Source organism: Halopseudomonas formosensis (genome assembly GCF_900115905.1).
GTDB classification, from domain to species: domain Bacteria; phylum Pseudomonadota; class Gammaproteobacteria; order Pseudomonadales; family Pseudomonadaceae; genus Halopseudomonas; species Halopseudomonas formosensis.
On the sequence record NZ_FOYD01000004.1, the window covers coordinates 239,322 to 261,041 of the forward strand.

23 protein-coding genes are annotated in these 21,720 nt (G+C 62.0%); 10 read left to right on the forward strand and 13 right to left on the reverse strand.

Annotation, left to right across the window (positions count from 1 at the left end; translation table 11 throughout):
• Positions 1–92 precede the first annotated feature (92 nt).
• The 4 genes from BM046_RS08375 to BM046_RS08390 all read right to left on the reverse strand — a co-directional run bounded on the left by BM046_RS08375 (position 93) and on the right by BM046_RS08390 (position 3,904).
• The gene (locus BM046_RS08375; protein ID WP_090538637.1) at positions 93–2,024 is read right to left on the reverse strand and encodes an FUSC family protein; all 1,932 of its coding nucleotides are present in this window, start codon (positions 2,022–2,024) and stop codon (positions 93–95) included.
• Positions 2,017–2,430 (reverse strand): MarR family winged helix-turn-helix transcriptional regulator, encoded by a 414-nt coding sequence (locus tag BM046_RS08380; protein WP_218150017.1) that lies wholly within the window; start codon positions 2,428–2,430, stop codon positions 2,017–2,019. Before BM046_RS08380 ends, BM046_RS08375 begins: the two co-directional genes overlap by 8 nt.
• A 124-nt stretch (positions 2,431–2,554) precedes the next feature.
• The gene (locus tag BM046_RS08385; RefSeq protein WP_090538639.1) at positions 2,555–2,998 is read right to left on the reverse strand and encodes a CopD family protein; all 444 of its coding nucleotides are present in this window, start codon (positions 2,996–2,998) and stop codon (positions 2,555–2,557) included.
• A gap of 3 nt (positions 2,999–3,001) precedes the next feature.
• Positions 3,002–3,904 (reverse strand): mechanosensitive ion channel domain-containing protein, encoded by a 903-nt coding sequence (locus tag BM046_RS08390; RefSeq protein ID WP_090538640.1) that lies wholly within the window; start codon positions 3,902–3,904, stop codon positions 3,002–3,004.
• 492 nt (positions 3,905–4,396) lie between these two features.
• Here BM046_RS08390 and BM046_RS08395 point away from each other — a divergent pair, with 492 nt between their 5' ends.
• Entirely contained in the window at positions 4,397–5,311 is a 915-nt protein-coding gene (locus BM046_RS08395) for an alpha/beta hydrolase family protein (protein WP_090538641.1), read from the forward strand.
• Positions 5,312–5,350: 39 nt separating this feature from the next.
• On the opposite strand, the gene BM046_RS08400 is transcribed toward BM046_RS08395, so the two are convergent.
• Together BM046_RS08400 and BM046_RS08405 are read right to left on the reverse strand one after the other, a co-directional pair.
• Positions 5,351–6,067, reverse strand: coding sequence for an extensin-like domain-containing protein (locus BM046_RS08400; RefSeq protein WP_235818603.1), 717 nt, complete (start codon positions 6,065–6,067; stop codon positions 5,351–5,353).
• A gap of 27 nt (positions 6,068–6,094) precedes the next feature.
• Positions 6,095–6,298 (reverse strand): DUF3185 family protein, encoded by a 204-nt coding sequence (locus BM046_RS08405; protein WP_090538643.1) that lies wholly within the window; start codon positions 6,296–6,298, stop codon positions 6,095–6,097.
• 152 nt (positions 6,299–6,450) lie between these two features.
• Between BM046_RS08405 and BM046_RS08410 the strand changes: the two genes are divergently transcribed.
• From BM046_RS08410 to BM046_RS08420, 3 genes are all read left to right on the forward strand, one after another.
• Entirely contained in the window at positions 6,451–6,732 is a 282-nt protein-coding gene (locus BM046_RS08410; protein WP_090538644.1) for a hypothetical protein, read from the forward strand.
• A 38-nt stretch (positions 6,733–6,770) separates the two neighbouring features.
• The gene (locus tag BM046_RS08415; protein ID WP_090538645.1) at positions 6,771–7,664 is read left to right on the forward strand and encodes an AEC family transporter; all 894 of its coding nucleotides are present in this window, start codon (positions 6,771–6,773) and stop codon (positions 7,662–7,664) included.
• Between the two features lie 135 nt (positions 7,665–7,799).
• Positions 7,800–8,396, forward strand: coding sequence for a c-type cytochrome (locus BM046_RS08420; protein WP_235818604.1), 597 nt, complete (start codon positions 7,800–7,802; stop codon positions 8,394–8,396).
• Positions 8,397–8,416: 20 nt separating this feature from the next.
• Here the strand turns inward: BM046_RS08420 and BM046_RS08425 are convergent, their stop codons facing one another.
• A complete protein-coding gene (locus tag BM046_RS08425; protein ID WP_090538647.1) occupies positions 8,417–8,908 on the reverse strand; it encodes a PaaI family thioesterase in 492 nt (163 codons plus the stop codon).
• Between the two features lie 218 nt (positions 8,909–9,126).
• Here BM046_RS08425 and BM046_RS08430 point away from each other — a divergent pair, with 218 nt between their 5' ends.
• The 3 genes from BM046_RS08430 (at position 9,127) to BM046_RS08440 (ending at position 11,533) form a co-directional block, all read left to right on the forward strand.
• Positions 9,127–9,345 carry a YgdI/YgdR family lipoprotein gene (locus BM046_RS08430; RefSeq protein WP_090538648.1) on the forward strand — a complete coding sequence of 73 codons (219 nt, stop codon included), beginning with the start codon at positions 9,127–9,129 and terminating at the stop codon, positions 9,343–9,345.
• A gap of 461 nt (positions 9,346–9,806) precedes the next feature.
• A complete protein-coding gene (gene rimO / locus BM046_RS08435) occupies positions 9,807–11,150 on the forward strand; it encodes a 30S ribosomal protein S12 methylthiotransferase RimO (RefSeq protein WP_090538649.1) in 1,344 nt (447 codons plus the stop codon).
• A gap of 56 nt (positions 11,151–11,206) precedes the next feature.
• Complete coding sequence (locus BM046_RS08440) at positions 11,207–11,533, forward strand: thioredoxin family protein (RefSeq protein WP_090538650.1); 327 nt, start codon at positions 11,207–11,209, stop codon at positions 11,531–11,533.
• A gap of 459 nt (positions 11,534–11,992) precedes the next feature.
• Here the strand turns inward: BM046_RS08440 and acnB are convergent, their stop codons facing one another.
• Both acnB and BM046_RS08450 read right to left on the reverse strand, forming a co-directional pair.
• Positions 11,993–14,587, reverse strand: a complete 2,595-nt coding sequence (acnB, locus tag BM046_RS08445) for a bifunctional aconitate hydratase 2/2-methylisocitrate dehydratase (protein WP_090538699.1) — start codon at positions 14,585–14,587, stop codon at positions 11,993–11,995.
• A gap of 246 nt (positions 14,588–14,833) precedes the next feature.
• Positions 14,834–15,694: a universal stress protein gene (locus BM046_RS08450; protein WP_090538651.1), complete on the reverse strand. Its 861-nt coding sequence runs from the start codon at positions 15,692–15,694 to the stop codon at positions 14,834–14,836.
• A gap of 154 nt (positions 15,695–15,848) precedes the next feature.
• On the opposite strand from BM046_RS08450, the gene miaE reads away from it, so the two are divergent.
• Complete coding sequence (gene miaE, locus BM046_RS08455; protein ID WP_090538652.1) at positions 15,849–16,481, forward strand: MiaE family protein; 633 nt, start codon at positions 15,849–15,851, stop codon at positions 16,479–16,481.
• Positions 16,482–16,498: 17 nt separating this feature from the next.
• Entirely contained in the window at positions 16,499–17,332 is an 834-nt protein-coding gene (locus tag BM046_RS08460) for a substrate-binding periplasmic protein (RefSeq protein WP_090538653.1), read from the forward strand.
• A gap of 26 nt (positions 17,333–17,358) precedes the next feature.
• Here the strand turns inward: BM046_RS08460 and BM046_RS08465 are convergent, their stop codons facing one another.
• Positions 17,359–18,294: a LysR family transcriptional regulator gene (locus BM046_RS08465; protein WP_090538654.1), complete on the reverse strand. Its 936-nt coding sequence runs from the start codon at positions 18,292–18,294 to the stop codon at positions 17,359–17,361.
• Between the two features lie 169 nt (positions 18,295–18,463).
• Here BM046_RS08465 and BM046_RS08470 point away from each other — a divergent pair, with 169 nt between their 5' ends.
• Entirely contained in the window at positions 18,464–19,672 is a 1,209-nt protein-coding gene (locus BM046_RS08470; protein ID WP_090538655.1) for an acyl-CoA dehydrogenase, read from the forward strand.
• A gap of 142 nt (positions 19,673–19,814) precedes the next feature.
• Here the strand turns inward: BM046_RS08470 and infA are convergent, their stop codons facing one another.
• From infA to aat, 3 genes are all read right to left on the reverse strand, one after another.
• Complete coding sequence (gene infA, locus BM046_RS08475; protein ID WP_080050557.1) at positions 19,815–20,033, reverse strand: translation initiation factor IF-1; 219 nt, start codon at positions 20,031–20,033, stop codon at positions 19,815–19,817.
• Between the two features lie 115 nt (positions 20,034–20,148).
• Positions 20,149–20,856, reverse strand: a complete 708-nt coding sequence (locus BM046_RS08480; protein WP_090538656.1) for an arginyltransferase — start codon at positions 20,854–20,856, stop codon at positions 20,149–20,151.
• Positions 20,853–21,596 carry a leucyl/phenylalanyl-tRNA--protein transferase gene (gene aat / locus BM046_RS08485; protein WP_090538657.1) on the reverse strand — a complete coding sequence of 248 codons (744 nt, stop codon included), beginning with the start codon at positions 21,594–21,596 and terminating at the stop codon, positions 20,853–20,855. The genes BM046_RS08480 and aat overlap by 4 nt, the downstream gene beginning before the upstream one ends.
• Positions 21,597–21,720: the final 124 nt, after the last annotated feature.

The window sequence follows — 21,720 nt, forward strand, 5'->3', positions numbered from 1 at the left end:
GTCCATGATGACTTCAGTAACAGGATAGACGGGCCGGGAGCGGAGCAGGACACGGAAGCGGCAGGGCACACCGCTCCCATGGCCGCTCCGGCTCAGTGTCGCTGGAAGAACGCGAGGTTGGTGGCAATGCCGCGGGCGGCGTTATCCACATCCCAGGCAGCCGGGTGCCCCATCTGCTGCAGCAGTGTGGCAACCTTCTGCAGGCTGCGTACCGCAGCCTGGGGGTTCTCCGGCAGATGCTCCAGGCGCAGCAGGGCCATGGTCACCCGGCGCTGCAGCGGGCGGGGCAGGTCGGTGCCGGCCTTGAGCAGGTGCAGTTGCTGGATGGCATCACCGATGGCCAGTACCGCCAGGGCTGCACTGGTCGCCGGTTGCAGCGGCTCGGCACTGCGATTGACGCTCTGGATGAGCTTCAGCAGGCGGTGATGCAGGCGCACCCGCCAGACCTGGTGCCGGGCCGGTGCCATGGGGTTGCGTGCCATGCCGGCCAGCTCGTTGAGCATCATGCCGGTCAGGTGCTGGCGCCGGCGCCGAGCATCAGCAGGCCACACAAAGCGGAAGGCGATATAGGCCAGCAACGGACCAGAGACCACCGCAGCGGCAATCACCAGGGAGTCGGCAAAGGTCCGCTCCAGCGGCAGCACGGGATGCGACAGCAGCAACAGTGCCATCACGTAATCCAGGGACCCGCTGGCCAGCCTGGGATGGGCGAAGAAGGGGACTATCAACAGAATGAACGGGCTGAGCAGGGCGATCAGTTGCCATTCACTGGTCGCCAGCGGCCATAACAGCCAGTGGCAGCTGAGCGCGGCGAGGGCGGCAATCGACTGCCAGATGAAGATATGCCCCATGACCCGCGAAGGCGCCTCGAAGGTAGAGAACAGGGTGATCATCACCGAGGCCCCGAGCATCACGTAGGCGCCGACCGACCAGCCACTGAGAATCCACACCACACCGATCAGCAGCAAGAGACCGAAGGCGCGCACAGCCGCCTGACGGGCACCGACCCAGTCGCGGTGCAACACCACACGGTTGCGAATGGCGGTCATGCCGGTATCGTCGCCTTCGGTAGCCAGATGTTCGCGCTGACTGTCCAGCAGCTGGCGCAGGACATCCGCTGTCGCCCGGTCGGTGCTGCAGGCCAGTGCAGCTTCCAGGGCACAAAGAACCTTGTCTGCCGGTGCGTTCTCCTCGAGGATGCGGGCAGCTTCGCACAGGGCGCTGGCCATGTGCTCGTCCTGATTCAGATGGCGGGCGCTGCGTATCCAGTAGGCGGCGCCCACCTGCGCCTGCACCAGAGCGCGCAGGGCACGGACGCTGCGGTGGCTGCGCACGGAGCCGGCGGCTTTGATATCGAACAGCTGCTCGGCACTGGCAATGCGTTCCAGCAATCGATGCGCCTTGTCGGCGCGGGTTTCCGTGGTATCTCCGGCAAAGGCAGCCGCCATGGCACGCAGGATATCGCTGGTGGTGCGTCTCACCCGCAGCGCAGCATGATCTTCGGCATTGCGCGGGGTGAAGATCAGGCCCACCAGCAGGCCGACCAGCACGCCGGTCATCACGGTAAGCATGCGGTCACTGCCCAGGGCGAAGATCTGCCCCGCAGGCTGCTGGGTATTGAGCAGTGCCACCATGGTGGCCGAATAACCCGACAGCAGCGCGCCGTAGGAGACCAGCCCACTGAGCAGATTGCCGATGCCCACGCAGAGGCCGATCCACAGGGACAGGCTGAGTACCAGCAGCGGCAGGTTATCGCCGGCAACCACCACCAGCACTACCCCGAAGAGGGTGCCTATCAGGGTACCCAGGGCGCGGAACAGGCTCTTTTCCACCAGCATGCCGCGTACCGGCTGCGACACGGCCCATACGGTCATCGCTGCCCACTGCGGATGTTCCAGCCCCATCAGCCAGGCGACCACCAGTGCCAGGCAGGAGGCGAGGGCAGTGCGCAGGCCGAATCCCATGCGCGCTACATCGAAGCCCCGGCGCGCCAGCCAGGGGGTAATCGCCCGTACCTTACTCATCTGTTGATCCGCTGTTGAGCAGACCGATCCGGCGGTGAATCAGCTCGAGAGCGTCGAGCATCGCTTCCAGTTGCGGATCGGTCAGGTCAGCCAGCATCTGCTGTTCTATGTGGCGCAGCTGCTCGCGGATCTGGCTTACGGCAACCTTGCCCGCCTCGGTCAGCATGACCAGCTTGACGCGACGGTCTTCGGGTGCGGTCAGCCGCTGGATGTGGCCGCGGCTTTCGAGCGTATCGAGCAGACGGACCAGGCTGGAGCCATCAATGCCCACCAGAGAGGCAAGTTCCTTCTGACTGACGCCGTCGCCAGATTCGGCCAGATGGATCAGGGGAGCCCAGCTGATATCGGACAGACCGACGGCGGCCATCTGCTGGTCGATGGTTCGGCGCCAGAGGCGCGACAACATGGAAAACCGGATACCGAAACGATCCCGGGGTGAGGATGAAGGCATGGATAATGATTTGAATTCAATTGAATGGAATCAAATCATACCACTGATGCCCGGCATGGACCAGCGGGGTACAGCCAGCTCACCACCAGGGACCGGTACGGAAACTGGTCCCGACCACCACGAATGCCACGCCCAGCAGTGTCACCAGGCGTATCCGCAGGGCCATGGCGGGCAGCGTCTGTTCGCTGAGGTGGGGTATGACGCGCAGGCGTGCATCGATCGCCACCAGCAGTGTCATTGCCAGCAGGGCGAGCTTGAGTTGAATGAGCCGTGAGGGGAAATGTTCGGCAGTGAACCAGCTGGCTATATCCGGCTGGCGGATACGGGCCAGCCACAGGCCGGTGATCACCTGGATGATCAGCGCGGACATGCCCCACTTCTCGTAGGCCGCTTCGAACGCAGTCAGTTCACCGACCGCGCGCCGCCGCAGAATGCCGGGCAGCAACCCCAGAGCCAGTACCAGGTGGCCGCCGGTCCATACGGTGGCGGCGAGGATGTGAATCAGCAGCAGGTAGGGATACATGGGTCAGTCCGCGCTGGCGTTGGCACTGGTCGCAGTGGCAGCAGCCTGCTTTCTGCGGCTCTCCGGAGAGAAGTCATTTTGCGAAAACACTTCATTGAGGATGTTCTGCTCGATGAAATTGCGCTCCCCCACCTTGACCGGGAGGCGCACGGTCAGATGTATCTCGCCGGCCACAGGGACCTGCAGCGTCACCCGCGGCTCCACGGTAGGCATCATCAGCCCGCGCTGATTGCCGATCTTGCTCATGTACCGGCGCACCAGCTCGAGGTAGGGCTGGCAGTGGCGATTGGCCGACTCCAGCAGTGCCGCCTGGGCCAGCTGCCAGTTGTCCTCGCGCTTGAAGGGAACCGTGAAGACATGGAAGTCGTAATGGGTGGTGAAGCTTTCGTTGACCACCGGCTCGGAAACGAACAGGGCATTGGGTATCACTATCCGCCGTCCCGTGCGCTGGTGCAGATGCTTGCCGGGGCCGACCTCTAGGATGGTCGTGGCCAGAAGGGTCTGGTCGATCACGTCACCGCGCAGGTCCTTGACCTGGATGCGATCCCCCAGAACGAAGGAGCGCGATCCGCTCTTGAGAATGGAGCCGGTGATGCACAGGATCAGCTCCTTGGTTGCCACCACGAAGGCCACGGCAATAGCGACGATCGACAGGGCCAGGGTGCGCAGCTCCTCACCCCAGATCATCACCAGCCCGAGCAGCATCAGCAGCAGGAAGCCGTTGCGCGAGTTCACCAGCCAACGGCCGCGCAGCTCGGGGGACTGCACGGTACGCAGAATGAAGCGGGCGGTCAGTGCGCGCAGCACCATCACCACAACGATGAGTATCACCGAGCTGGCGATGAGGCTCAGTACGGCATCGGAGATGACAAAGTTGTCCGGCAGCCAATCCAGATTCTGAAACATGTGTGGTATCCCTGCGGCGTTGCAAGCACCAATGATCTGCGGTCCTGAATTCGCCGTCAATTGATAAAGCCGGACGCGCATCAAGATGGCGAAGGGTATGAATCGTATATTGGCGCATTGACATTATGGGTTACGCTGCAGCTTCTCTGAAGTAAGCGGCCAGAAGCGGCTGTTGGGAGTTTTGTATCTGTCCTCTTAATAACAAACTTTACAGCGCCGCTGAAAGGGTATGTGTTAGTTCGCCATATCACTCGAAAGAGTGAGCTTGTTTCTATGTAACCATTTGTGCAATAACGAAAAACATGTTTATTTTTCGGTTGTATGAAGAAAGTGGACAGTCCGCATAACTCATTCGGGTGAACTTGCCATTCGGGTGTTGACGGGCTCTTCCTCACTTTCAATACTCCGGTGCTGTTGATGGAATTTCTCGTCCGGGACATCAACATGATGAGTTAACAAAAACAAATCAAACAGCAACTTCCTGGAGTAACAATGATCAATAACATCTTCCCGAAATCGCTGCTTTCCATGATCGCGGCAGGGGCACTGCTGATGTCCGCGTCGGCCTTCGCCACCAACCCTCCGGCAGATCCGCCCCCTGGTGGTGATTCCCCCTACGCCCGTGGTCCGGATCCGACCGTCTCTTTCCTTGAAGCAAGCAGCGGTCCCTACAGCACCCGTACCAGCCGGGTATCGGGTCTGGTCAGCGGCTTCGGCGGCGGTACCATTCATTACCCGACCGGTGTGGAAGGCACCATGGCGGCGATTGTGGTGATCCCGGGCTTCGTTTCGGCCGAGTCGTCCATTGACTGGTGGGGTCCCAAGCTGGCATCCCACGGTTTCGTGGTGATGACCATCGACACCAACACCGGTTTCGACCAGCCGCCGAGCCGCGCCCGTCAGATCAACAATGCGCTGGACTATCTGATCAGCCAGAACAGCAGTCGTACCAGCCCGGTGCGCGGGATGATCGACACCGATCGCCTGGGTGTGATCGGTTGGTCCATGGGCGGCGGTGGTACACTGCGCGTAGCCAGTGAGGGCCGTATCAAGGCAGCCATTCCGCTGGCGCCCTGGGATACCGTCAGCACCTACGCCGGGCGTTCGCAGGCACCGACCCTGATCTTCGCCTGTCAGGCCGACATCATCGCGCCGGTGGCGGCACATGCGTCGCCCTTCTACAATCGCCTGCCCAACGGCATCGAGAAGGCCTTTGTGGAAATCAACAATGGTACCCACTACTGCGCCAATGGCGGCGGCCTGAACAACGATGTGCTGAGCCGCTTCGGGGTTTCCTGGATGAAGCGGTTCCTCGACGAGGATACCCGTTACAGCCAGTTCCTCTGCGGCCCGAACCACACCTCCGATCGCAAGATCTCCGAGTACCGCGGCAACTGCCCGTACTGAGTCTGACAGCCGGCCCTTCGGGGCCGGCTTCTTTTTCCCCTATCGGCAGATACCGAAGCTGCCGCCCTCGAAGTGGAAGTGGTTTTCGTGCGGCTGGTTGTAGTCCGGGCCCAATACGGTGCCGAAATAACCGCAGGCCCGGGAGTGCACTTCACGCAGGAAGTCTTCACGCGTCTTGTCCCGGGAATTGTCCCAGTCATCCAATACGCTTATTCGCCTGCCATCGGCCGTGCGGAAGGCGGCAACATCCAGGGCATTGGCTGAGGCGTGCTGGCTTTTCCTGGCATTGTTGCGGTTGTAGATGTTGCGGCAGGCGAAGCTGCCGAAATGATCGACCCTCGCAACTCGGGCACCAAGGTGCTGCTCGGCCAACGGCTGCAGCTGCTGGCGTTCGAACATGACCCAGGCCACGGCCAGGGGACAGGCGAGGGTGAAGCTGCTGTTGTAGGTCAGGCCGGTGCGGCTGATGCGTACCACGTTGGACAGGGGGCATCCGGCAACCGGGGTATAGTCTTCAAGCGCGGTGTAACTGATGGCGCCGTCCGGTGCGCGCTGCAGTATGTCCAGGCAGCGCTCCGGTTCGTCGGCCAGGCGCCCGAGCTTCCATTTGCTGACGAAGGTCATGGGATGCTCTATGGCGAGCGGCTCCCATGGATTCCACTGGGGTGGCAGCCAGCGCCACGGCTGCCACCAGATCAGCCAGGCGGTGATGGCCGCCAGCATTGTCCAGCCCAACAGACGCAGGACGGTCCTCATGAATGTCCGTCCCGGCCAGTCTGCTGGTTAACGGCGAACGACCGCCAGAAGTATGCCGCCTACCGCTGCCGCTGCGCCGAGCAGCAGAAGCCACATGGTGCTGTCAGTGAATCGACCGGTAAAGGTTTCGGCAACCTGATCGCCGAGTGACTGGGAGGACTGCCAGCCGAAATACAGCATGATCAGTCCCACCACCAGCAGCACGATGCCCAGAATCTTGTTCCCACCCATGATGTCTTCCTCTTGTTATCGACGGACACACCGTCTCTGGTAGGTCTGACCGGAGCGGTAGAAAAAAGTGCGGTTTTACCGAGGTCGGGTCACCCGGGAGGAGGGCTTTCTGCTATGGTGACCGCACTTTTACCAGTTGTACGGTTATCAACATGGCATCCGTCGATCCCATTCCCTTCGCCGGCGAGCAGACCCTCAGCCTGCGCCAGATAGATGAACTCAACGGCCTGGCCAAGGGCAGCAGTTTCCGCCTGTTCAAGACCTGCGAAGAGGAACTGGTGGAAGGCCGGGATTTCTACTGGCTGAATGCAGAGCTGCACGCCGGCTTCATTGATCAGCTCAAGCGGGAGGGGCGTATCTATGCCACTACCCGTAATCTGGTACTGCTGACCCGCAGCGGCTATGAACAGATCCGCATCCGTTCCCGGTCCTGAGACCGATCGGGCGGCAACGCGGGCGTAAGGATATGGGGATGCTTGTCGAACTTCTGGCGGTCATGGCGCCGGTGCTGATAGTCGCGGGAATCGGGTATGGCTGGGCGCGTTCCGGTCAGCCCTATCCAACCGACTTCGTTACCCGTCTGGTCCTGAACGTGAGTACGCCGTGCCTGGTGCTGTCCACATTGAGCCGGGCGGAGGTCGACCTTGGTGTATTCAGTCAGGTCGCCCTGGCCTGTGTGATCATCACGGGGCTGATGGCTATGGTGGGTCTGGTGCTGAGCCGTCTGCTGGCTACGGACGCGCGGGTGCTGGTGCCGGCCTACATGTTCCCCAATACCGGCAACATGGGACTGCCGATCAGTCTCTATGCGTTTGGCGAGGCGGGTCTGGCCCTGGCAGTGGCGTTCTTCGTGGTGCTTTCCGTCGGTCATTTCAGCGTGGGTCTCATGCTCTCCGGTGCCGCCCAGTCCTGGCGCCGACTGCTGCTCAACCCGGTCATCATCAGCCTGTGCGTGGCGGTCGGCGTACTGCTGCTGGATCTGTCGCTGCCCCGCTGGCTGGATAATACCGTCAGCCTGCTCGGCAGTCTGAGCATTCCGATGATGCTGCTGACGCTGGGCGTTTCCCTTGGCAGTATCCGGCCGCGGCAGATAGGGCGGGGGTTCGCGCTGGGTGGTGTGCGCATGCTCTGTGGCGCGGCCATTGGCTGGGTGGTCGCCCTCGGCCTTGACCTTCCGCCTCTGGCCCAGGCCGTATTGGTGATGCAGGCGGCAATGCCGGTGGCGGTCTTCAACTACCTGTTTGCGGTGCGCGCCGGGCGCTCCCCGGAAACCGTGGCCAGTCTGGTCATCTGTTCCACGGTGCTGTCATTTCTGCTGATCCCGCTGCTGCTGGCCTGGTGGCTGCCGGCCAGCGGGCAGGGCTGAGCATTCGGCCGGGTTATTGATCCAGCTCAATTCCTGCGGCTGGCCTCAGGCTATACTGCTGCTTTTTCTCACGGCAGGATGCTCATGATTCGCAGTAAACTCTTGAAGAACCTTGTCATCGCATCAGCAATGGGAATGGCTGCAGCCTCGCAGCTTCAGGCGGCGACCACGGACGAGGCGATGCGGCAGCTAGAGGCCATCATGGCTGACGATCAGCGGCGTCAGGCCAGTTTCGATGCCGGGCATGAGCGTATCCGCTTCTGCGGCTATTGCCATGGCGAGGACGGCAACAGCAAACGCGATTTCATCCCCAACCTGGCGGCCCAGCACCCGCAGTATCTGTTCGAACAGTTCGAGAAGTTCGGCGATGGCCGACGGGAGGACCATGTGATGTCGACCCTGGCCCGTGCTCTGTCGCTGCAGGAGCGAATCGACATTGCCGTGTACTACAGCCAGCAGACCGCCCGGCCGCGGGAAGGGGCGGACCCGGTGAAGGCGGCGGCCGGCCAGAGGATCTTCCAGAGCTACTGCTTTTCCTGCCATGGCGCCGATGCCCAGGGGGTGAGCAACATGCCTCGGCTGGCCGGTCAGCCGGCGCAATACGTCGAGACCGCGCTCAAGCGCTTCCGGCAGATGGATCCGGCAGCCAGTACCTCTCCGATGGTGGGAGTGGCCAGAGGGCTCAAGGACGAGGATATCGCGGCGGTTGCCGCCTATCTGCAGGGGCGCTGACAGCCCCTGCAGCGGGATGATCAGGCCCGGCCGTGGGCCTGCTCCGCCAGCTGGCTCGCGTCGACCCGAACGAACACCGAGTCGCCGATGGCGGTCAAAGTGTCTCCCGCGTAGATCTCGCAGATTACCCGGCTCTTGCGCCCTAGCGGGCCGTCGACCCGGGCGCGCAGGGTCAGCTCCACCCCCATGGGGGTCGGCTTGATGTACTTGATTCCCAGACTGCCGGTCACGCAGTTGACCTTGCGCGGCTCCTCACCCCGGGCCTGGGCCTCGCGCATGTGATAGGCCATCGCCGTCCAGTTGGAATGGCAGTCCACCAGCATGGCCAGCAGGCCGCCGTACACCAGATCAGGCCAGCCGCAGTACTTCTCCTCCGGAAGATGCCGGGTGATCACATGGACCTGGTCCTGGTCCCAGTAGCTCTTGATGTGCAGCCCATTGGGGTTGGCGCCGCCGCAGCCGAAACACACGCCGTGGGGCGACATCAGGTCCTGAAGAGCAATGGCTGTCATGGTTGCATCCCTCTGAATTCGTATCCGGTTGCTAGTTTGCCCCCGCCTGAAGGCTTATTCCAGAGCGCTCGCCGGGATTGATTGCGGGTCATTCATGGAACCGCTGACGGACCGGGAGCAGGCGGGGTTCACGTATTGCCGGCGGAACCGTCTCGGTGAACGTCTTGTCACAAGTTGCGTACTTTCAGACAAGTTGTCGCAAACACGAGGGAATTACCATGAAGAACTGGTTGCTGGCGATGTTCTGTGTCACCGGTATGCTGACCCTGGTCGGCTGCTCCAACGATCACCTGATCCGTACCAGCGACGGTCAGTTGATCGAGTCGGACAACAAGCCGGAAATCGACGATGACACCGGCATGATCGAATACGAGGATCACAGTGGTCGCATGAATCAGATCCCGCAGAGTGACGTCCGCGAGATCAAGGAGCGCTGAGGTCCGGCGCTGCCTCGGATATCCCTGCGGGCAGCCGCAGGGCCTTCCGTCCATCGGCATCCCGGCCCTGGTGCAGGGAAGTCCATGTCAGGTTTTCCGCCATCTGATATAACTGGCGGTGTCAGCGGGACTCGATGACCCGTAGCCGCCAGGAGGGCAGGCTGGCAGACATCAATCGGTAATCAAGGCAACAGCGAAAATGGATAGACGACGGCGCGTCCGATTACGCCGCAAGACCCGGAGACGTCGCGCCAGACGGCGCACTTATCTGCTTTTCCTCGAACGACAGATTGCCTCATGGCGAGCCCGCGGGGTTCTCATGGAGCGTTTGCGACGCAAGAGAAAGTAATCCGGTTCTCTGCCGGCATTCGGTGACCGGCGGTCTGTCTCCGCTATGGCGCTGTTCCAGACCGCCGGATAGAATACGCCACGTTTTTTTCCCGACACGCCGTGGCTGACTGATGACCGAAACCCCAATCCCCTCCCGGAAGAACCCCAGCGTCGGGTTCATCTCCCTTGGCTGCCCCAAGGCACTCGTTGACTCCGAACGAATCCTCACCCAGCTGCGCACCGAAGGCTACGATATCGTGCCCACCTATGAAGGCGCCGATGTGGTGGTGGTCAATACCTGCGGTTTCATCGATTCGGCCAAGGCCGAGTCACTGGATGCCATCGGCGAGGCCATCGCCGAGAACGGCCGGGTGATAGTCACCGGTTGCATGGGGGTGGAGGAGGGCGCCATCCGTGATGTGCACCCCAGCGTACTGGCGGTAACCGGTCCCCAGCAGTACGAGCAGGTGGTCAGCGCTGTGCACGAGGTGGTGCCGCCGAGCACCGAGCACAATCCGTTGATCGACCTGGTGCCGCCGCAGGGTATCAAGCTGACCCCGCGCCACTACGCCTACCTGAAGATTTCCGAAGGCTGCAACCACAGCTGCAGTTTCTGCATCATTCCCTCGATGCGCGGCAAGCTGGTCAGCCGGCCAGTGGGCGAGGTGCTGAGCGAGGCGGAGCGGCTGGTCAAGGCCGGAGTTAAGGAAGTGCTGGTCATTTCCCAGGACACCAGCGCCTATGGCGTGGATATCAAGTACCGCACCGGTTTCTGGAACGGTCGTCCGGTCAAGTCCCGCATGACCGAAATGTGCGAGGCACTGAGCGAACTCGGCGTCTGGGTGCGTCTGCACTATGTCTATCCCTATCCCCATGTGGACGAGCTGATCCCGCTGATGGCCGAGGGCAAGATCCTGCCGTACCTGGATATTCCCTTCCAGCACGCCAGTCCGAAGGTGCTGAAAGCGATGAAGCGGCCGGCCTTCGAAGACAGAACCCTGGAGCGGATCCGCAAATGGCGGGATATCTGCCCGGATCTGACCATCCGCTCGACCTTCATCGTCGGCTTCCCGGGCGAGACCGAAGAGGACTTCCAGTACCTGCTCGACTGGCTGACCGAAGCGCAGCTGGACCGTGTCGGCTGTTTCCAGTATTCCCCGGTGGAGGGTGCTCCGGCGGAGCAGCTGGGACTGGAGGCGGTGCCGGACGAGATCAAGCAGGAGCGCTGGGAGCGTTTCATGGCGCACCAGCAGGCTATCTCCGCTGCGCGCCTGCAGCAGAAGATCGGCAGAACCATCCAGGTACTGATCGACGAGGTCGACGAGGACGGTCCGATCGCCCGTTCCATGGCCGATGCGCCGGAAATCGATGGCAATGTCTATATCGATACCGACGAGCCGATGAATCCAGGGGACATCGTCAGTGTGCGGGTGACTGCAGCCGATGAGTATGACCTGTGGGCGGAGTTGGTCTGACGGGCCAGCGCTGTCCAGCGGCATGATACCCCTGATTCCCAACCCAGGAGCTTCCTATGCCCATGCTCACCCACTATTCAGACACACCGCCCACCCGTGAGGAAGTGGATGCCCTCAAGGGGGCGGTGCTGCTCGAGTTCGGCACCAACTGGTGCGGCCACTGCCAGGCCGCCCAGCCCTATCTGGCCGAAGCCTTTGATGAGCACCCCGGTTTGCATCATATAAAGGTGGAGGATGGACCGGGCCGTAAACTCGGGCGCTCATTTCGAGTCAAGTTGTGGCCCACGCTGATCTTTCTGCGCGACGGGCAGGAAGTGGAGCGACTGGTGCGTCCGACGGATACGGAGTCGATTCGGCGGGCGATGCTGGGACTATATTCCTAGTCTGAGCACATCATCGCTGTTTAGCTCTGCGAAGGAACTGCAATGTGGTCTCCTGGTTGTGCGTCCGTGCCAGGCCGTGCTGGGGTTCAGGGCTGTGCCGACACGCTGCAAGTACGTCCCTGTAAGCTCGCGGTTTTCATCCCTGAAAACCGACGGTCGGCACAACCCTGCCCCCCAGCCCGCCAACAAACTGCGAGCTGCTGGAAGCAAACCCTCAGCCCCTCGGAGTTTCCGCCGTTGCGTTGGGACACCCCTGATACGACCGTTTGATGACATGGATGTCATCAATGAGCTTACACGGACGTACTTGCAGCGTGTCGTAGCAGGGGTGTACCAACGCAGAGGCCTGCACAGGCATACAAGCACTAATGCACTGTGGTAGCGGCGTTTTCCGGTGACAACCACAAAAAAGCCCCGCACTGGTCACCCAGGCGGGGCTTTTTACCGATTACCGAGTAATCAGACTTCGATTACCGGAATGCTGGCAGCAGCTTTCTGGTAGGACTCGATCTCGTTGAAGTTCATGTAGCGATACACCTCGCCGGACATGCTGTCCAGGTCGGCGGCATAGCTCATGTATTCCTCAACGCTCGGCAGGCGGCCGAGGATCGCAGCAACAGCGGCCAGTTCGGCGGAGGCCAGGAACACGTCGGCACCATCGCCCAGGCGGTTCGGGAAGTTCCGCGTGGAGGTGGAGACCGCAGTGGAGTTGGGCTTGATGCGAGCCTGGTTACCCATGCACAGCGAGCAGCCGGGCATTTCCATGCGGGCGCCGGCGCGGCCGTAGATGCCGTAGTAGCCTTCTTCGGTCAGCTGGTACTGATCCATGCGGGTCGGCGGAGCCAGCCACAGACGAGTCGGCAGGGAAGCCTTGCTCTTCTCCAGCAGCTTGCCGGCAGCGCGGAAGTGGCCGATGTTGGTCATGCAGGAACCGATGAATACCTCATCGATCTGGCGTCCCTGAACCTCGGACAGCAGACGGGCATCGTCGGGATCGTTCGGCGCGCACAGGATGGGCTCCTTGATGTCGGCCAGGTCGATCTCGATAACCGCTGCGTATTCGGCGTCGGCGTCGGCTTCCAGCAGCTCCGGCTTCTCCAGCCAGGCTTCCATGGCACGGGCGCGGCGCTCCAGGGTACGGGCGTCCTGATAGCCGTTGGCGATCATCCAGCGCAGCAGGGTGATGTTGGACTTCAGGTACTCGGCGATGGCGTCTTCCGGCAGCTTGATGGTGCAGCCGGCAGCGGAACGCTCGGCCGAGGCGTCGGACAGTTCGAATGCCTGCTCGACGGTCAGACCGGTCAGGCCTTCGATTTCGAGGATGCGGCCGGAGAAGATGTTCTTCTTGCCCTTCTTCTCGACAGTCAGCAGACCCTGCTGGATGGCGTAGTAGGGGATGGCATGGACCAGGTCACGCAGGGTGATGCCCGGGCGCATTTCGCCCTTGAAGCGCACCAGTACCGACTCCGGCATGTCCAGCGGCATGACGCCGGTGGCCGCGGCGAAGGCAACCAGACCGGAACCGGCCGGGAAGGAAATGCCCATCGGGAAACGGGTGTGGGAGTCACCACCGGTACCGACGGTGTCGGGCAGCAGCATGCGGTTCAGCCAGCTGTGGATGATGCCGTCACCCGGACGCAGCGCGACACCACCACGGTTGTGGATGAAGTCGGGCAGGGTGTGGTGGGTGTTGACGTCGATCGGCTTCGGATAGGCCGCAGTGTGGCAGAACGACTGCATGACCAGATCGGCGGAGAAGCCCAGGCAGGCCAGGTCCTTCAGCTCGTCACGGGTCATCGGGCCAGTGGTGTCCTGGGAGCCGACGGTGGTCATCTTGGGTTCGCAGTAGGTGCCGGGGCGGATGCCTTCGACGCCACAGGCGCGACCGACCATCTTCTGGGCCAGGGTGAAGCCCTTGTTGCTGTCAGCGGGGGCTTCGGGCTTGCGGAACAGGTCGGAGGAACCCAGACCCAGTTCGGCGCGGGCCTTCTCGGTCAGACCGCGACCAATGATCAGCGGGATACGGCCGCCAGCGCGTACTTCGTCAAGCAGCACCTGGGTCTTCAGTTCGAAGGTGGTGATGACTTCGTCAGTGCCGTGCTTGCAGACCTTGCCTTCGTAGGGGTAGACGTCGATGGCGTCGCCCATGTTCAGGTTGGTGCAGTCGAACTCGATCGGCAGGGCGCCTGCGTCTTCCATGGTGTTGTAGAAGATCGGCGCGATCTTGGTGCCGAAGCAGAAACCACCGGCGCGCTTGTTCGGCACGTAGGGGATGTCGTCACCGAAGAACCACAGGACCGAGTTGGTGGCGGACTTACGGGAAGAACCGGTACCGACAACGTCACCGACGTAGGCAACCGGCAGGCCCTTGGCCTTCATTTCCTCGATCTGCTTGAGCGGACCGATAACGCCGGGCTCGACCGGCTCGATGCCGTCACGGGGCATCTTCAGCATGGCCAGGGCGTGCAGCGGGATGTCCGGACGCGACCAGGCATCGGGGGCCGGGGACAGGTCGTCGGTGTTGGTTTCACCGGGCACCTTGAACACGGTCAGGCTGATTTTTTCCGGAACGGCGGGCTTGGCAGTGAACCACTCGCCGGCGGCCCAGGACTCCAGAACGGCCTTGGCGTGCGGGTTGCCTTTCTTGGCGCGCTCGGCAACGTCGTGGAAGGCGTCAAACATCAGCAGGGTGTGCTTGAGCTGCTCGGCGGCAGTGGCTGCCAGCTCTTCGTTATCCAGCAGTTCGACCAGAGTGGCGATGTTGTAACCACCCTGCATTGTGCCCAGCAGTTCCACGGCGCGGACTTTGTCCAGCAGCGGGGAGGTGGCTTCACCCTTGGCTACCGCGGACAGGAAGGCGGCTTTGACGTAGGCAGCTTCATCCACTCCCGGGGGTACGCGGTTGGTAAGCAGATCAAGCAGGAATTCTTCTTCACCGGCAGGCGGGTTTTTCAGGAGCTCTACCAGACCAGCGGTTTGTTCGGCATTAAGCGGCTGAGGCACGACGCCTTGGGCGGCGCGTTCTTCAACGTGTTTGCGATAGGCTTCAAGCACAATAATTACCCTCATCAGTCTGTTCCGTTGGTAACGGAACGGTCATCCTCACGGACCCAGGATGCCGGAAATAGGGATGGGTGCAAGCGCAGGCCCGATCTGGTGAGGGGCAACCCGATAACTGGGGTAACAGAAAGTGGGTCGCGGGCAAACGCCTGTACACAGCACTCACGGCGGCCCCGGATTCTACAGGAACGGGAAGCTAAAGTTAAGCAGCAACCCCGCCGTCTCCGGCGGGGTGACAGGTTATTTTTCCACCAGGTCCTGCAGGTGATCGATCATGTCGTCGGGCTTGAGAACCAGCACGTCCCCGCTGAGCTGGTCCAGAACCACTTCGGCGGTGTTGCCGATCAGGGCGCCGGAGATGCCGGTGCGGGCAACGGTACCGATGACGGTGACGCAGGCACCGATCTGCGCAGCTACCCTGGGGATCAGCACATCCGCCGGGCCTTCATCGATATGGGTGCGGCTCTCGGGAATTTCGTACTCGGTGATATAGCGCCGGGCCTTCTCCATGTAGATTTCCAGTATGGTCTCGCGCAGCTGGTAGATCGGGTTGGCCGCAGAGAGCATGGGGGCCGGATGGGCGCTGAGCAGGTGCAGTTCGCCGCTGGTCATGCGGGCGATATCGGCCGCATGACGGACGATGGCATCGCGCAGTCCCTGATGCTGATCATCGTGGCCGCCCAGATCAACTGCCGCCAGCACCTTGCCGTGCATCCACAAGGCGCTGCCCTTGGCCAGCAGTACCGGGGCAGGGCAGTAGCGCAGCAGTTTCCAGTCCTCGGGCGTGAGCAGGGCCTTCTTCAGGGGATTGTCCGGGGTGTGCTGCTTGATCACCAGGCCGCAGCCCTCGGTCAGCAGGGTGCGGATGATGGTGTCGGTCAGGTTCGATTGCCAGGTCTGGGTGTACCTCGCCTTGATGCCGGCGGTGTCCAGACTTTCGCAGAGTTCATCGAGCATGTCAGAGTAGTCGCGCCGGTTCTCGCAGACCAGCAGGTGCAGCTCCGCGCCGAGATAGCCGGCCAGCAGGCGTGACCTGACCAGTGCTACGTTGTCCTCCCTGCTCGGGTCGAGTACCACCAGAATACGCTTGATCGATTGCATGACATCTCCCTCTTGGACCTGACTGCATCTTCTAACAATGTAGCTGCTTTTTACGTTTCCGATGTTGACGCCGGGCAATGCTTGCGCGTTTCTGCAGACCGGCCCGGGAATACGTATAATCCCCGCACTCTGTTTGCCACCCTATGCGAAGACCATGACACTGCCCGCTGACCTGCTTGCCTTTCTTGCCTGCCCCACCCCGGATGCCTGGGTTGAACAGGCATTGCAGCACCCCGAGGAGTTGCTGATCGACCATGCCAACTGTGAGAAGAAGGCTGCGTCGACCGCCCTCAATCTCATGTTCCGCTACATAGACAAACCTGAGCTGTTGCAGAAGATGTCCCGGCTGGCCCGGGAGGAGTTGCGTCACTTCGAGCAGGTGACGGCACTGATGCACAAGCGCGGTGTGGCCTATCGGGGCCTGTCCGCCAGTCATTACGCGCAACGGCTGCGCCAGCATGTACGCACCGTGGAGCCCGGCCGCCTGGTGGATACCCTGATCGTCGGTGCCTTCATCGAGGCGCGGTCCTGCGAGCGCTTTGCCAGACTGGCTCCGCATCTTGATCCGGAACTGGGGGATTTCTACCGCTCCCTGCTCAAGTCCGAAGCCCGGCACTATCAGGACTACCTGAAACTGGCCCGGGCCTACGCCGATGGCCCCATAGATGAGCGGGTTGCTTTTTTTGCCGAGGTCGAGGCCGCCGCGGTGGTGGAGGATGACCGGGAGTTCCGCTTCCACAGTGGGGCACCCGCAGCAGCGCCGGCTATACTGGCCAGCGGTTCATGAGATCAGGGAGCAAGGGGATGGCAGGACTGCGTATCTGGCCGCGCACCGCCGCACTGGCAGTGGTGCTGGCAAGCGGCGTTGCTCACGGCGCGGGCGGTGTCTGCGAGCGCATCGTGATTACCGGCAATCCCGACTACCCGCCGCTGCTGTGGGTGAATCCGGATGACCCGGGGCGGTTGGTCGGGGCGGCCGTGGAGCTGCTGGAAAAGGCGCTGGAACCCGCTGGCATCCATGTCGATGCGCTGAACGTGGGAGGTTGGAGCCAGGCCCAGCAGGAGGTGCGCAGTGGCCGGGTGGATGTGCTGGCCGGTGCCTTTCTGACACCGGAACGGCTGGGGGAGATGGACTACGTCTACCCGCCGTTCATGGAGATTCCCAGTGTGGTCTTCGTGCGCCGGGGCGAGGCCTTTCCCTACAGTGGCTGGGATGACCTGCGCAGTCGTCGGGGCGTGTCCCTGTCCGGAAGCAGCTTCGGAGCCGCCTTCGATACCTACGCGGCGGATCATCTGGAGTTGCGCTCGGTGCCCGGCATCGAGCAGGCCTTTTCCCTGCTGCTTGATGGTCAGGTGGATTACCTGATCCATGAGCGCCATCAGGGGCTGGCGCTGGCGGCTCAGCGCAATGTGCTGGATCAGCTGGATATCCTGGAGGGCTCGCTGATCAACGAGCAGCTTCACTACGGTATTTCCCACCACTCGGCGTGCAACTCGCCAACCCTGCGCGCGGCCCTTGCCCGGGGACTCTACGATCTGGTCCGCCAGGGTGAGCCGCGTCGCTTGCTCGAGCGATATCGGGATCTCTGGGCCGGGCAGTTCGCCCCGGCGCCGGAAGCGGAACCGCCCCTGGAATAGGGGCGGTTCGTCGGGAGGGCGCCTGCTCAGGCTTCGGCCTCGCGCTCCTTGGCCATCTTGCGTTCCAGCTGCTGGGACAACTCTATGATCTGCTCGCGCATCCAGCGGTTGGCAGGGTCCTGGTCCGTGCTCTCGTGCCAGAACAGGTGGGTCTGGATCGGCGGAATATCATCGATCGGCAGCTCCACCCAGTGCAGATTGTGTCGGCGGGCAAAGCGCTCGTTGACCGTCATCACCATGTCGGTGGACTCCAGCACCAGGGGCGCCATCTGGTAGTGCTGTGAGCGCAGCATCACCCGGCGCTGTATACCCATCTTGCCCAGGGCCAGATCCACATGGCCGAGACCGTTGCGGCGGCTGGAGATATGGATGTGCGACTGCGCCAGATAATCATCCAGGGTGATGCGCTCCTTGCTGGCCAGCGGATGGCCCTTGCGCATGATGCACACGTAGCGATCCTCGAACAGGCGTACATGGCGTACCTGCGGGTCGGTGTTCAGCGGGGCATCGATGGCGAAGTCCAGGCGGCCGGCTGCCAGTTCCTTGGTGGTTTCGCGGCGGCGGGTGAGGAAGCTGTCCACATTGATATTGGGTGCCAGGCGCCGGATGCGTGCGGCCAGATGCGGCAGTATCACCGCCTCGGTGAGGTCGGTCATGCTGATGCGGTAGGTCTTGTTCGCTTCGCTGGGGTTGAAGCTGCGGCTTTCCTGCACCGAGACCCGCAGCAGCTGCAAGGCCTGACGGACGGGAGTGATGATGTTCTGGGCCATGGGCGTGGGCACCATGCCCTGGGCAGTACGTACGAACAGCGGGTCATTGAAAGTGTCCCGCAGGCGTGCCAGGGCGTTGCTCACCGCCGGCTGGGTAATGCCGACGATCTGTCCGGCACGGGTGAGATTCGCCTCGGTATAGATGGCGTCAAATACAATGAACAGGTTCAGATCCACTTTACTGAGGTTCATCGCAGTATCCTTCGTATGGCTTGTTTATAGGCTCTTATAAGCGCGGCGCTGCATATATTGCTTATGAATGTTTATACACGCTGAAAATAGGTTAGATAAATTCGCCGGCCTCATCTACCTTTTTTCCACACCAGTTACACATGAACAACAAATCAGCAAGGTGGCTAGCATGGATTTCGGTTATTCCCCCAAGGTCAAAGAGTTACGCGAGCGCGTGGATGCCTTCATGCAGGAACACGTGTTTCCTGCGGAGGCGATTTTTCACAAGCAGGTAAGCGAGGGTGATCGCTGGCAGCCGACAGCCATTGTCGAGGAGCTCAAGGTCAAGGCGCGGGCCGCCGGGCTGTGGAACCTGTTCCTGCCGGAGTCCGAGCTGGGCGCCGGTCTGACCAACCTCGAATACGCTCCGCTGGCCGAACTCATGGGCCGCTCCGGCCTGGCCTCGGAAGCCTTCAACTGCAGCGCGCCGGATACCGGCAACATGGAAGTGCTGGTGCGCTACGGTACGCAGGAGCAGAAGGATCAATGGCTCAAGCCGCTGCTGGAGGGTGAGATTCGCTCCTGCTTCGGCATGACCGAGCCGGGAGTGGCCTCGTCTGACGCCACCAACATGCAGGCCAACGCCCGCCGCGAGGGCGACGAGTGGGTTATCAACGGTCGCAAGTGGTGGACCTCCGGCGCCTGTGATCCCCGTTGCAAGATCATGATCTTCATGGGGCTGACCAACCCGGATGCGCCGCGCCATCAGCAGCATTCCATGATCCTGGTGCCCATGGATACCCCCGGCGTCAAGGTGATCCGCCCGCTGCCGGTGTTCGGTTACGACGATGCGCCCCATGGGCATGCCGAGGTGGTGCTGGAGAACGTGCGGGTGCCCTACAGCAACGTGCTGCTGGGTGAGGGCAGGGGGTTCGAGATTGCCCAGGGACGCCTCGGGCCGGGTCGTATCCACCACTGCATGCGTTCGATCGGCGCTGCTGAACGCGCCTTGGAGCTGATGTGCAAGCGCTCGCTGGAGCGCGAGGCCTTCGGTCGCAAGCTGGCGCATCTGGGTGGCAACATCGACCTGATCGCCCAGTCCCGCATCGAGATCAACCAGGCGCGTCTGCTGACCCTGAACGCCGCCTACATGATGGATACCGTGGGTAACAAGGTGGCCAAGAGCGAGATTGCGCAGATCAAGGTGGTGGCGCCGAACGTGGCCCTGCGCGTGATCGACCGGGCGATCCAGATGCACGGCGGCGCCGGCGTGTCGGACGACACCCCGCTGGCGCACATGTATGCCATGCAGCGGACCCTGCGCCTGGCCGACGGTCCGGACGAAGTGCATCGTGCATCGATCGGCAAGCTGGAGCTGGGTAAGTACATGTCCCGCTGATCGGCGGGCATGACAAGGACCGGGTCAGGCAGCCATGCCTGGTCCGGTCTTTTTCATTTTCGCTGGTACGGGTGGGGTGACCTGATGGCCAGCAATGCCCCCACGGGAGGACCGTGGCGGGGCTGGTCGGGGACGCTGCGAATCAGCGGGCGCGGTAGGTGATACGACCCTTGGTCAGGTCGTAGGGGGTCAGCTCAACACGTACCTTGTCGCCGGTCAGGATGCGGATGTAGTTCTTGCGCATCTTGCCTGAAATGTGGGCAGTTACCACGTGGCCGTTCTCCAGTTCAACGCGGAACATGGTGTTGGGCAGCGTATCAATGATAGTGCCTTCCATTTCAATACTGTCTTCTTTCGCCATTAAGCAAAGGCCTCTCAATCTGTTGCCGTGCGGGACATCAGGATGAGTCTCGCAAAAAAGGTGAGCAATTGTGCCTGAAAAGCGGGCAACAGCCAAGACCACAGGGAAAGTTGGGCTAATTGATACGCACCCAGCGCTGGCTGATCAGCATTTCCAGGGGACGGTATTCCGTCTTGTAGTTCATCTTCCGGCAGTTGCGGATCCAGTACCCGAGGTACACCGCAGGCAGTCCATCGCGTCGGGCCTCCTCTATCTGGCACAGGATGGCGAAACGGCCGAGGCTGCGGCGGGTCTGCTCGGGGTCGAAGAAGGTATAGACCGCAGAAAGGCCATTGGAAAGCCGGTCGGTCACCGCCACCGCCAGCAACCTGTCCTGCTCGCGGAACTCGATGAATTCGCAGAAGGGGCTGCTGCTGACCAGAAAGGACTGGAACTGCTGGCGACTGGGCGGATACATGTCCCCGTCGGCGTGCCGGGCGTTGATATAGCGCGAGTAGAGCTCGTAGATCTCATCGGTGAGCCGCGGTCGGGTGCGCCTGAGTTCCAGGTCTCGGTTGCGCTTGAGAATACGGCTCTGCTGGCGGTTGGGCTGGAATGAATCAACCGGGATCCGCGCCGGAATGCATGCCTTGCACTGGGGGCAGTGGGGCCGGTACAGGTGATCGCCACTACGGCGGAAGCCCAGCTCGGAGAGACGGCTGTAGGTCGGTTCCTCGATGGGCTCATGGGGGTCGAGGAACAGCGTCACCGCCTGCTCCTCCTCCAGATAGCTGCAGGCATGGGGCTGGGTGGCGTAGAACTTCAGGTGGGCCAGGTCGGTCATGTCACATCCCCGGGAGCGAATGCCTCCAGTATAGAAGCGGACATCCGGGGTTCAATACCGCCAGCCGGCCAGATATCCGGCTGGCTGGTCAGGCGTCTGGCGCAACGGATGAACTCGACCCTGGGCACTTCCCGGGCGCCCATGCTGCTCAGGTGCTCGGTGGGCATCTGGCAATCTATCAGCTCGCAGCCCAGGCGCCGCAGCACAGCGCCCAGCGCCAGCAGGGCAGTTTTGGAGGCGTTGCTGCGCCGGCTGAACATGGATTCTCCGAAGAACATTCTGCCCAGCGCGACGCCATAGAGTCCGCCGACCAGTTGATCGCCCTCCCAGACCTCGACCGAATGGGCGTGGCCGAGCTGGTGCAGGGTGATATAGGCCCGCTGCATGTCCGGGGTGATCCAGGTCGCGTCCGTATATTCCCGGGGCGCGGCGCAGGCGGCAATGACCTCGGCGAAAGCCTGGTCGAAGCTGACACGCAGCTCGCTTCGGCGCAGAAATCGGCGCATGCTGCGTGACGCATGGATGCTTCCCGGCGCCAGTACCGTCCGCGGATCAGGTGACCACCACAGCAAGGGCTGGCCTTCCTCGTACCAGGGGAAGATACCCTGCCGATAGGCGATGAGCAGACGCTCGACGCTCAGATCACCACCGACGGCAAGCAGGCCGTTGGGGTTGGGCAGCGCCTGTTCGGCGGGTGGGAATTCCAGATTGTGAGGCTCAAGCCACCTCAGTTCAGTCATCGCGGACCTGCGGCTGATTCAAATGGTTTATCAAGAAGCGACGTTAAGCTATTGTCGGTAATCACTATAGTTCCTGCCAGACGGGAACGGAAACCCTGAGTACCGGTCCACACATGGTTAGGTG

Bases quoted from the DNA above. Each gene is read 5' to 3' on its own strand.
- BM046_RS08375 (WP_090538637.1), bottom strand. From the start codon at position 2,024: ATGAGTAAGGTACGGGCGATTACCCCCTGGCTGGCGCGCCGGGGCTTC.
- BM046_RS08380 (WP_218150017.1), bottom strand. From the start codon at position 2,430: ATGTTGTCGCGCCTCTGGCGCCGAACCATCGACCAGCAGATGGCCGCC.
- BM046_RS08385 (WP_090538639.1), bottom strand. From the start codon at position 2,998: ATGTATCCCTACCTGCTGCTGATTCACATCCTCGCCGCCACCGTATGG.
- BM046_RS08390 (WP_090538640.1), bottom strand. From the start codon at position 3,904: ATGTTTCAGAATCTGGATTGGCTGCCGGACAACTTTGTCATCTCCGAT.
- BM046_RS08395 (WP_090538641.1), top strand. From the start codon at position 4,397: ATGATCAATAACATCTTCCCGAAATCGCTGCTTTCCATGATCGCGGCA.
- BM046_RS08400 (WP_235818603.1), bottom strand. From the start codon at position 6,067: ATGAGGACCGTCCTGCGTCTGTTGGGCTGGACAATGCTGGCGGCCATC.
- BM046_RS08405 (WP_090538643.1), bottom strand. From the start codon at position 6,298: ATGGGTGGGAACAAGATTCTGGGCATCGTGCTGCTGGTGGTGGGACTG.
- BM046_RS08410 (WP_090538644.1), top strand. From the start codon at position 6,451: ATGGCATCCGTCGATCCCATTCCCTTCGCCGGCGAGCAGACCCTCAGC.
- BM046_RS08415 (WP_090538645.1), top strand. From the start codon at position 6,771: ATGCTTGTCGAACTTCTGGCGGTCATGGCGCCGGTGCTGATAGTCGCG.
- BM046_RS08420 (WP_235818604.1), top strand. From the start codon at position 7,800: ATGGCTGCAGCCTCGCAGCTTCAGGCGGCGACCACGGACGAGGCGATG.
- BM046_RS08425 (WP_090538647.1), bottom strand. From the start codon at position 8,908: ATGACAGCCATTGCTCTTCAGGACCTGATGTCGCCCCACGGCGTGTGT.
- BM046_RS08430 (WP_090538648.1), top strand. From the start codon at position 9,127: ATGAAGAACTGGTTGCTGGCGATGTTCTGTGTCACCGGTATGCTGACC.
- rimO (WP_090538649.1), top strand. From the start codon at position 9,807: ATGACCGAAACCCCAATCCCCTCCCGGAAGAACCCCAGCGTCGGGTTC.
- BM046_RS08440 (WP_090538650.1), top strand. From the start codon at position 11,207: ATGCCCATGCTCACCCACTATTCAGACACACCGCCCACCCGTGAGGAA.
- BM046_RS08450 (WP_090538651.1), bottom strand. From the start codon at position 15,694: ATGCAATCGATCAAGCGTATTCTGGTGGTACTCGACCCGAGCAGGGAG.
- miaE (WP_090538652.1), top strand. From the start codon at position 15,849: ATGACACTGCCCGCTGACCTGCTTGCCTTTCTTGCCTGCCCCACCCCG.
- BM046_RS08460 (WP_090538653.1), top strand. From the start codon at position 16,499: ATGGCAGGACTGCGTATCTGGCCGCGCACCGCCGCACTGGCAGTGGTG.
- BM046_RS08465 (WP_090538654.1), bottom strand. From the start codon at position 18,294: ATGAACCTCAGTAAAGTGGATCTGAACCTGTTCATTGTATTTGACGCC.
- BM046_RS08470 (WP_090538655.1), top strand. From the start codon at position 18,464: ATGGATTTCGGTTATTCCCCCAAGGTCAAAGAGTTACGCGAGCGCGTG.
- infA (WP_080050557.1), bottom strand. From the start codon at position 20,033: ATGGCGAAAGAAGACAGTATTGAAATGGAAGGCACTATCATTGATACG.
- BM046_RS08480 (WP_090538656.1), bottom strand. From the start codon at position 20,856: ATGACCGACCTGGCCCACCTGAAGTTCTACGCCACCCAGCCCCATGCC.
- aat (WP_090538657.1), bottom strand. From the start codon at position 21,596: ATGACTGAACTGAGGTGGCTTGAGCCTCACAATCTGGAATTCCCACCC.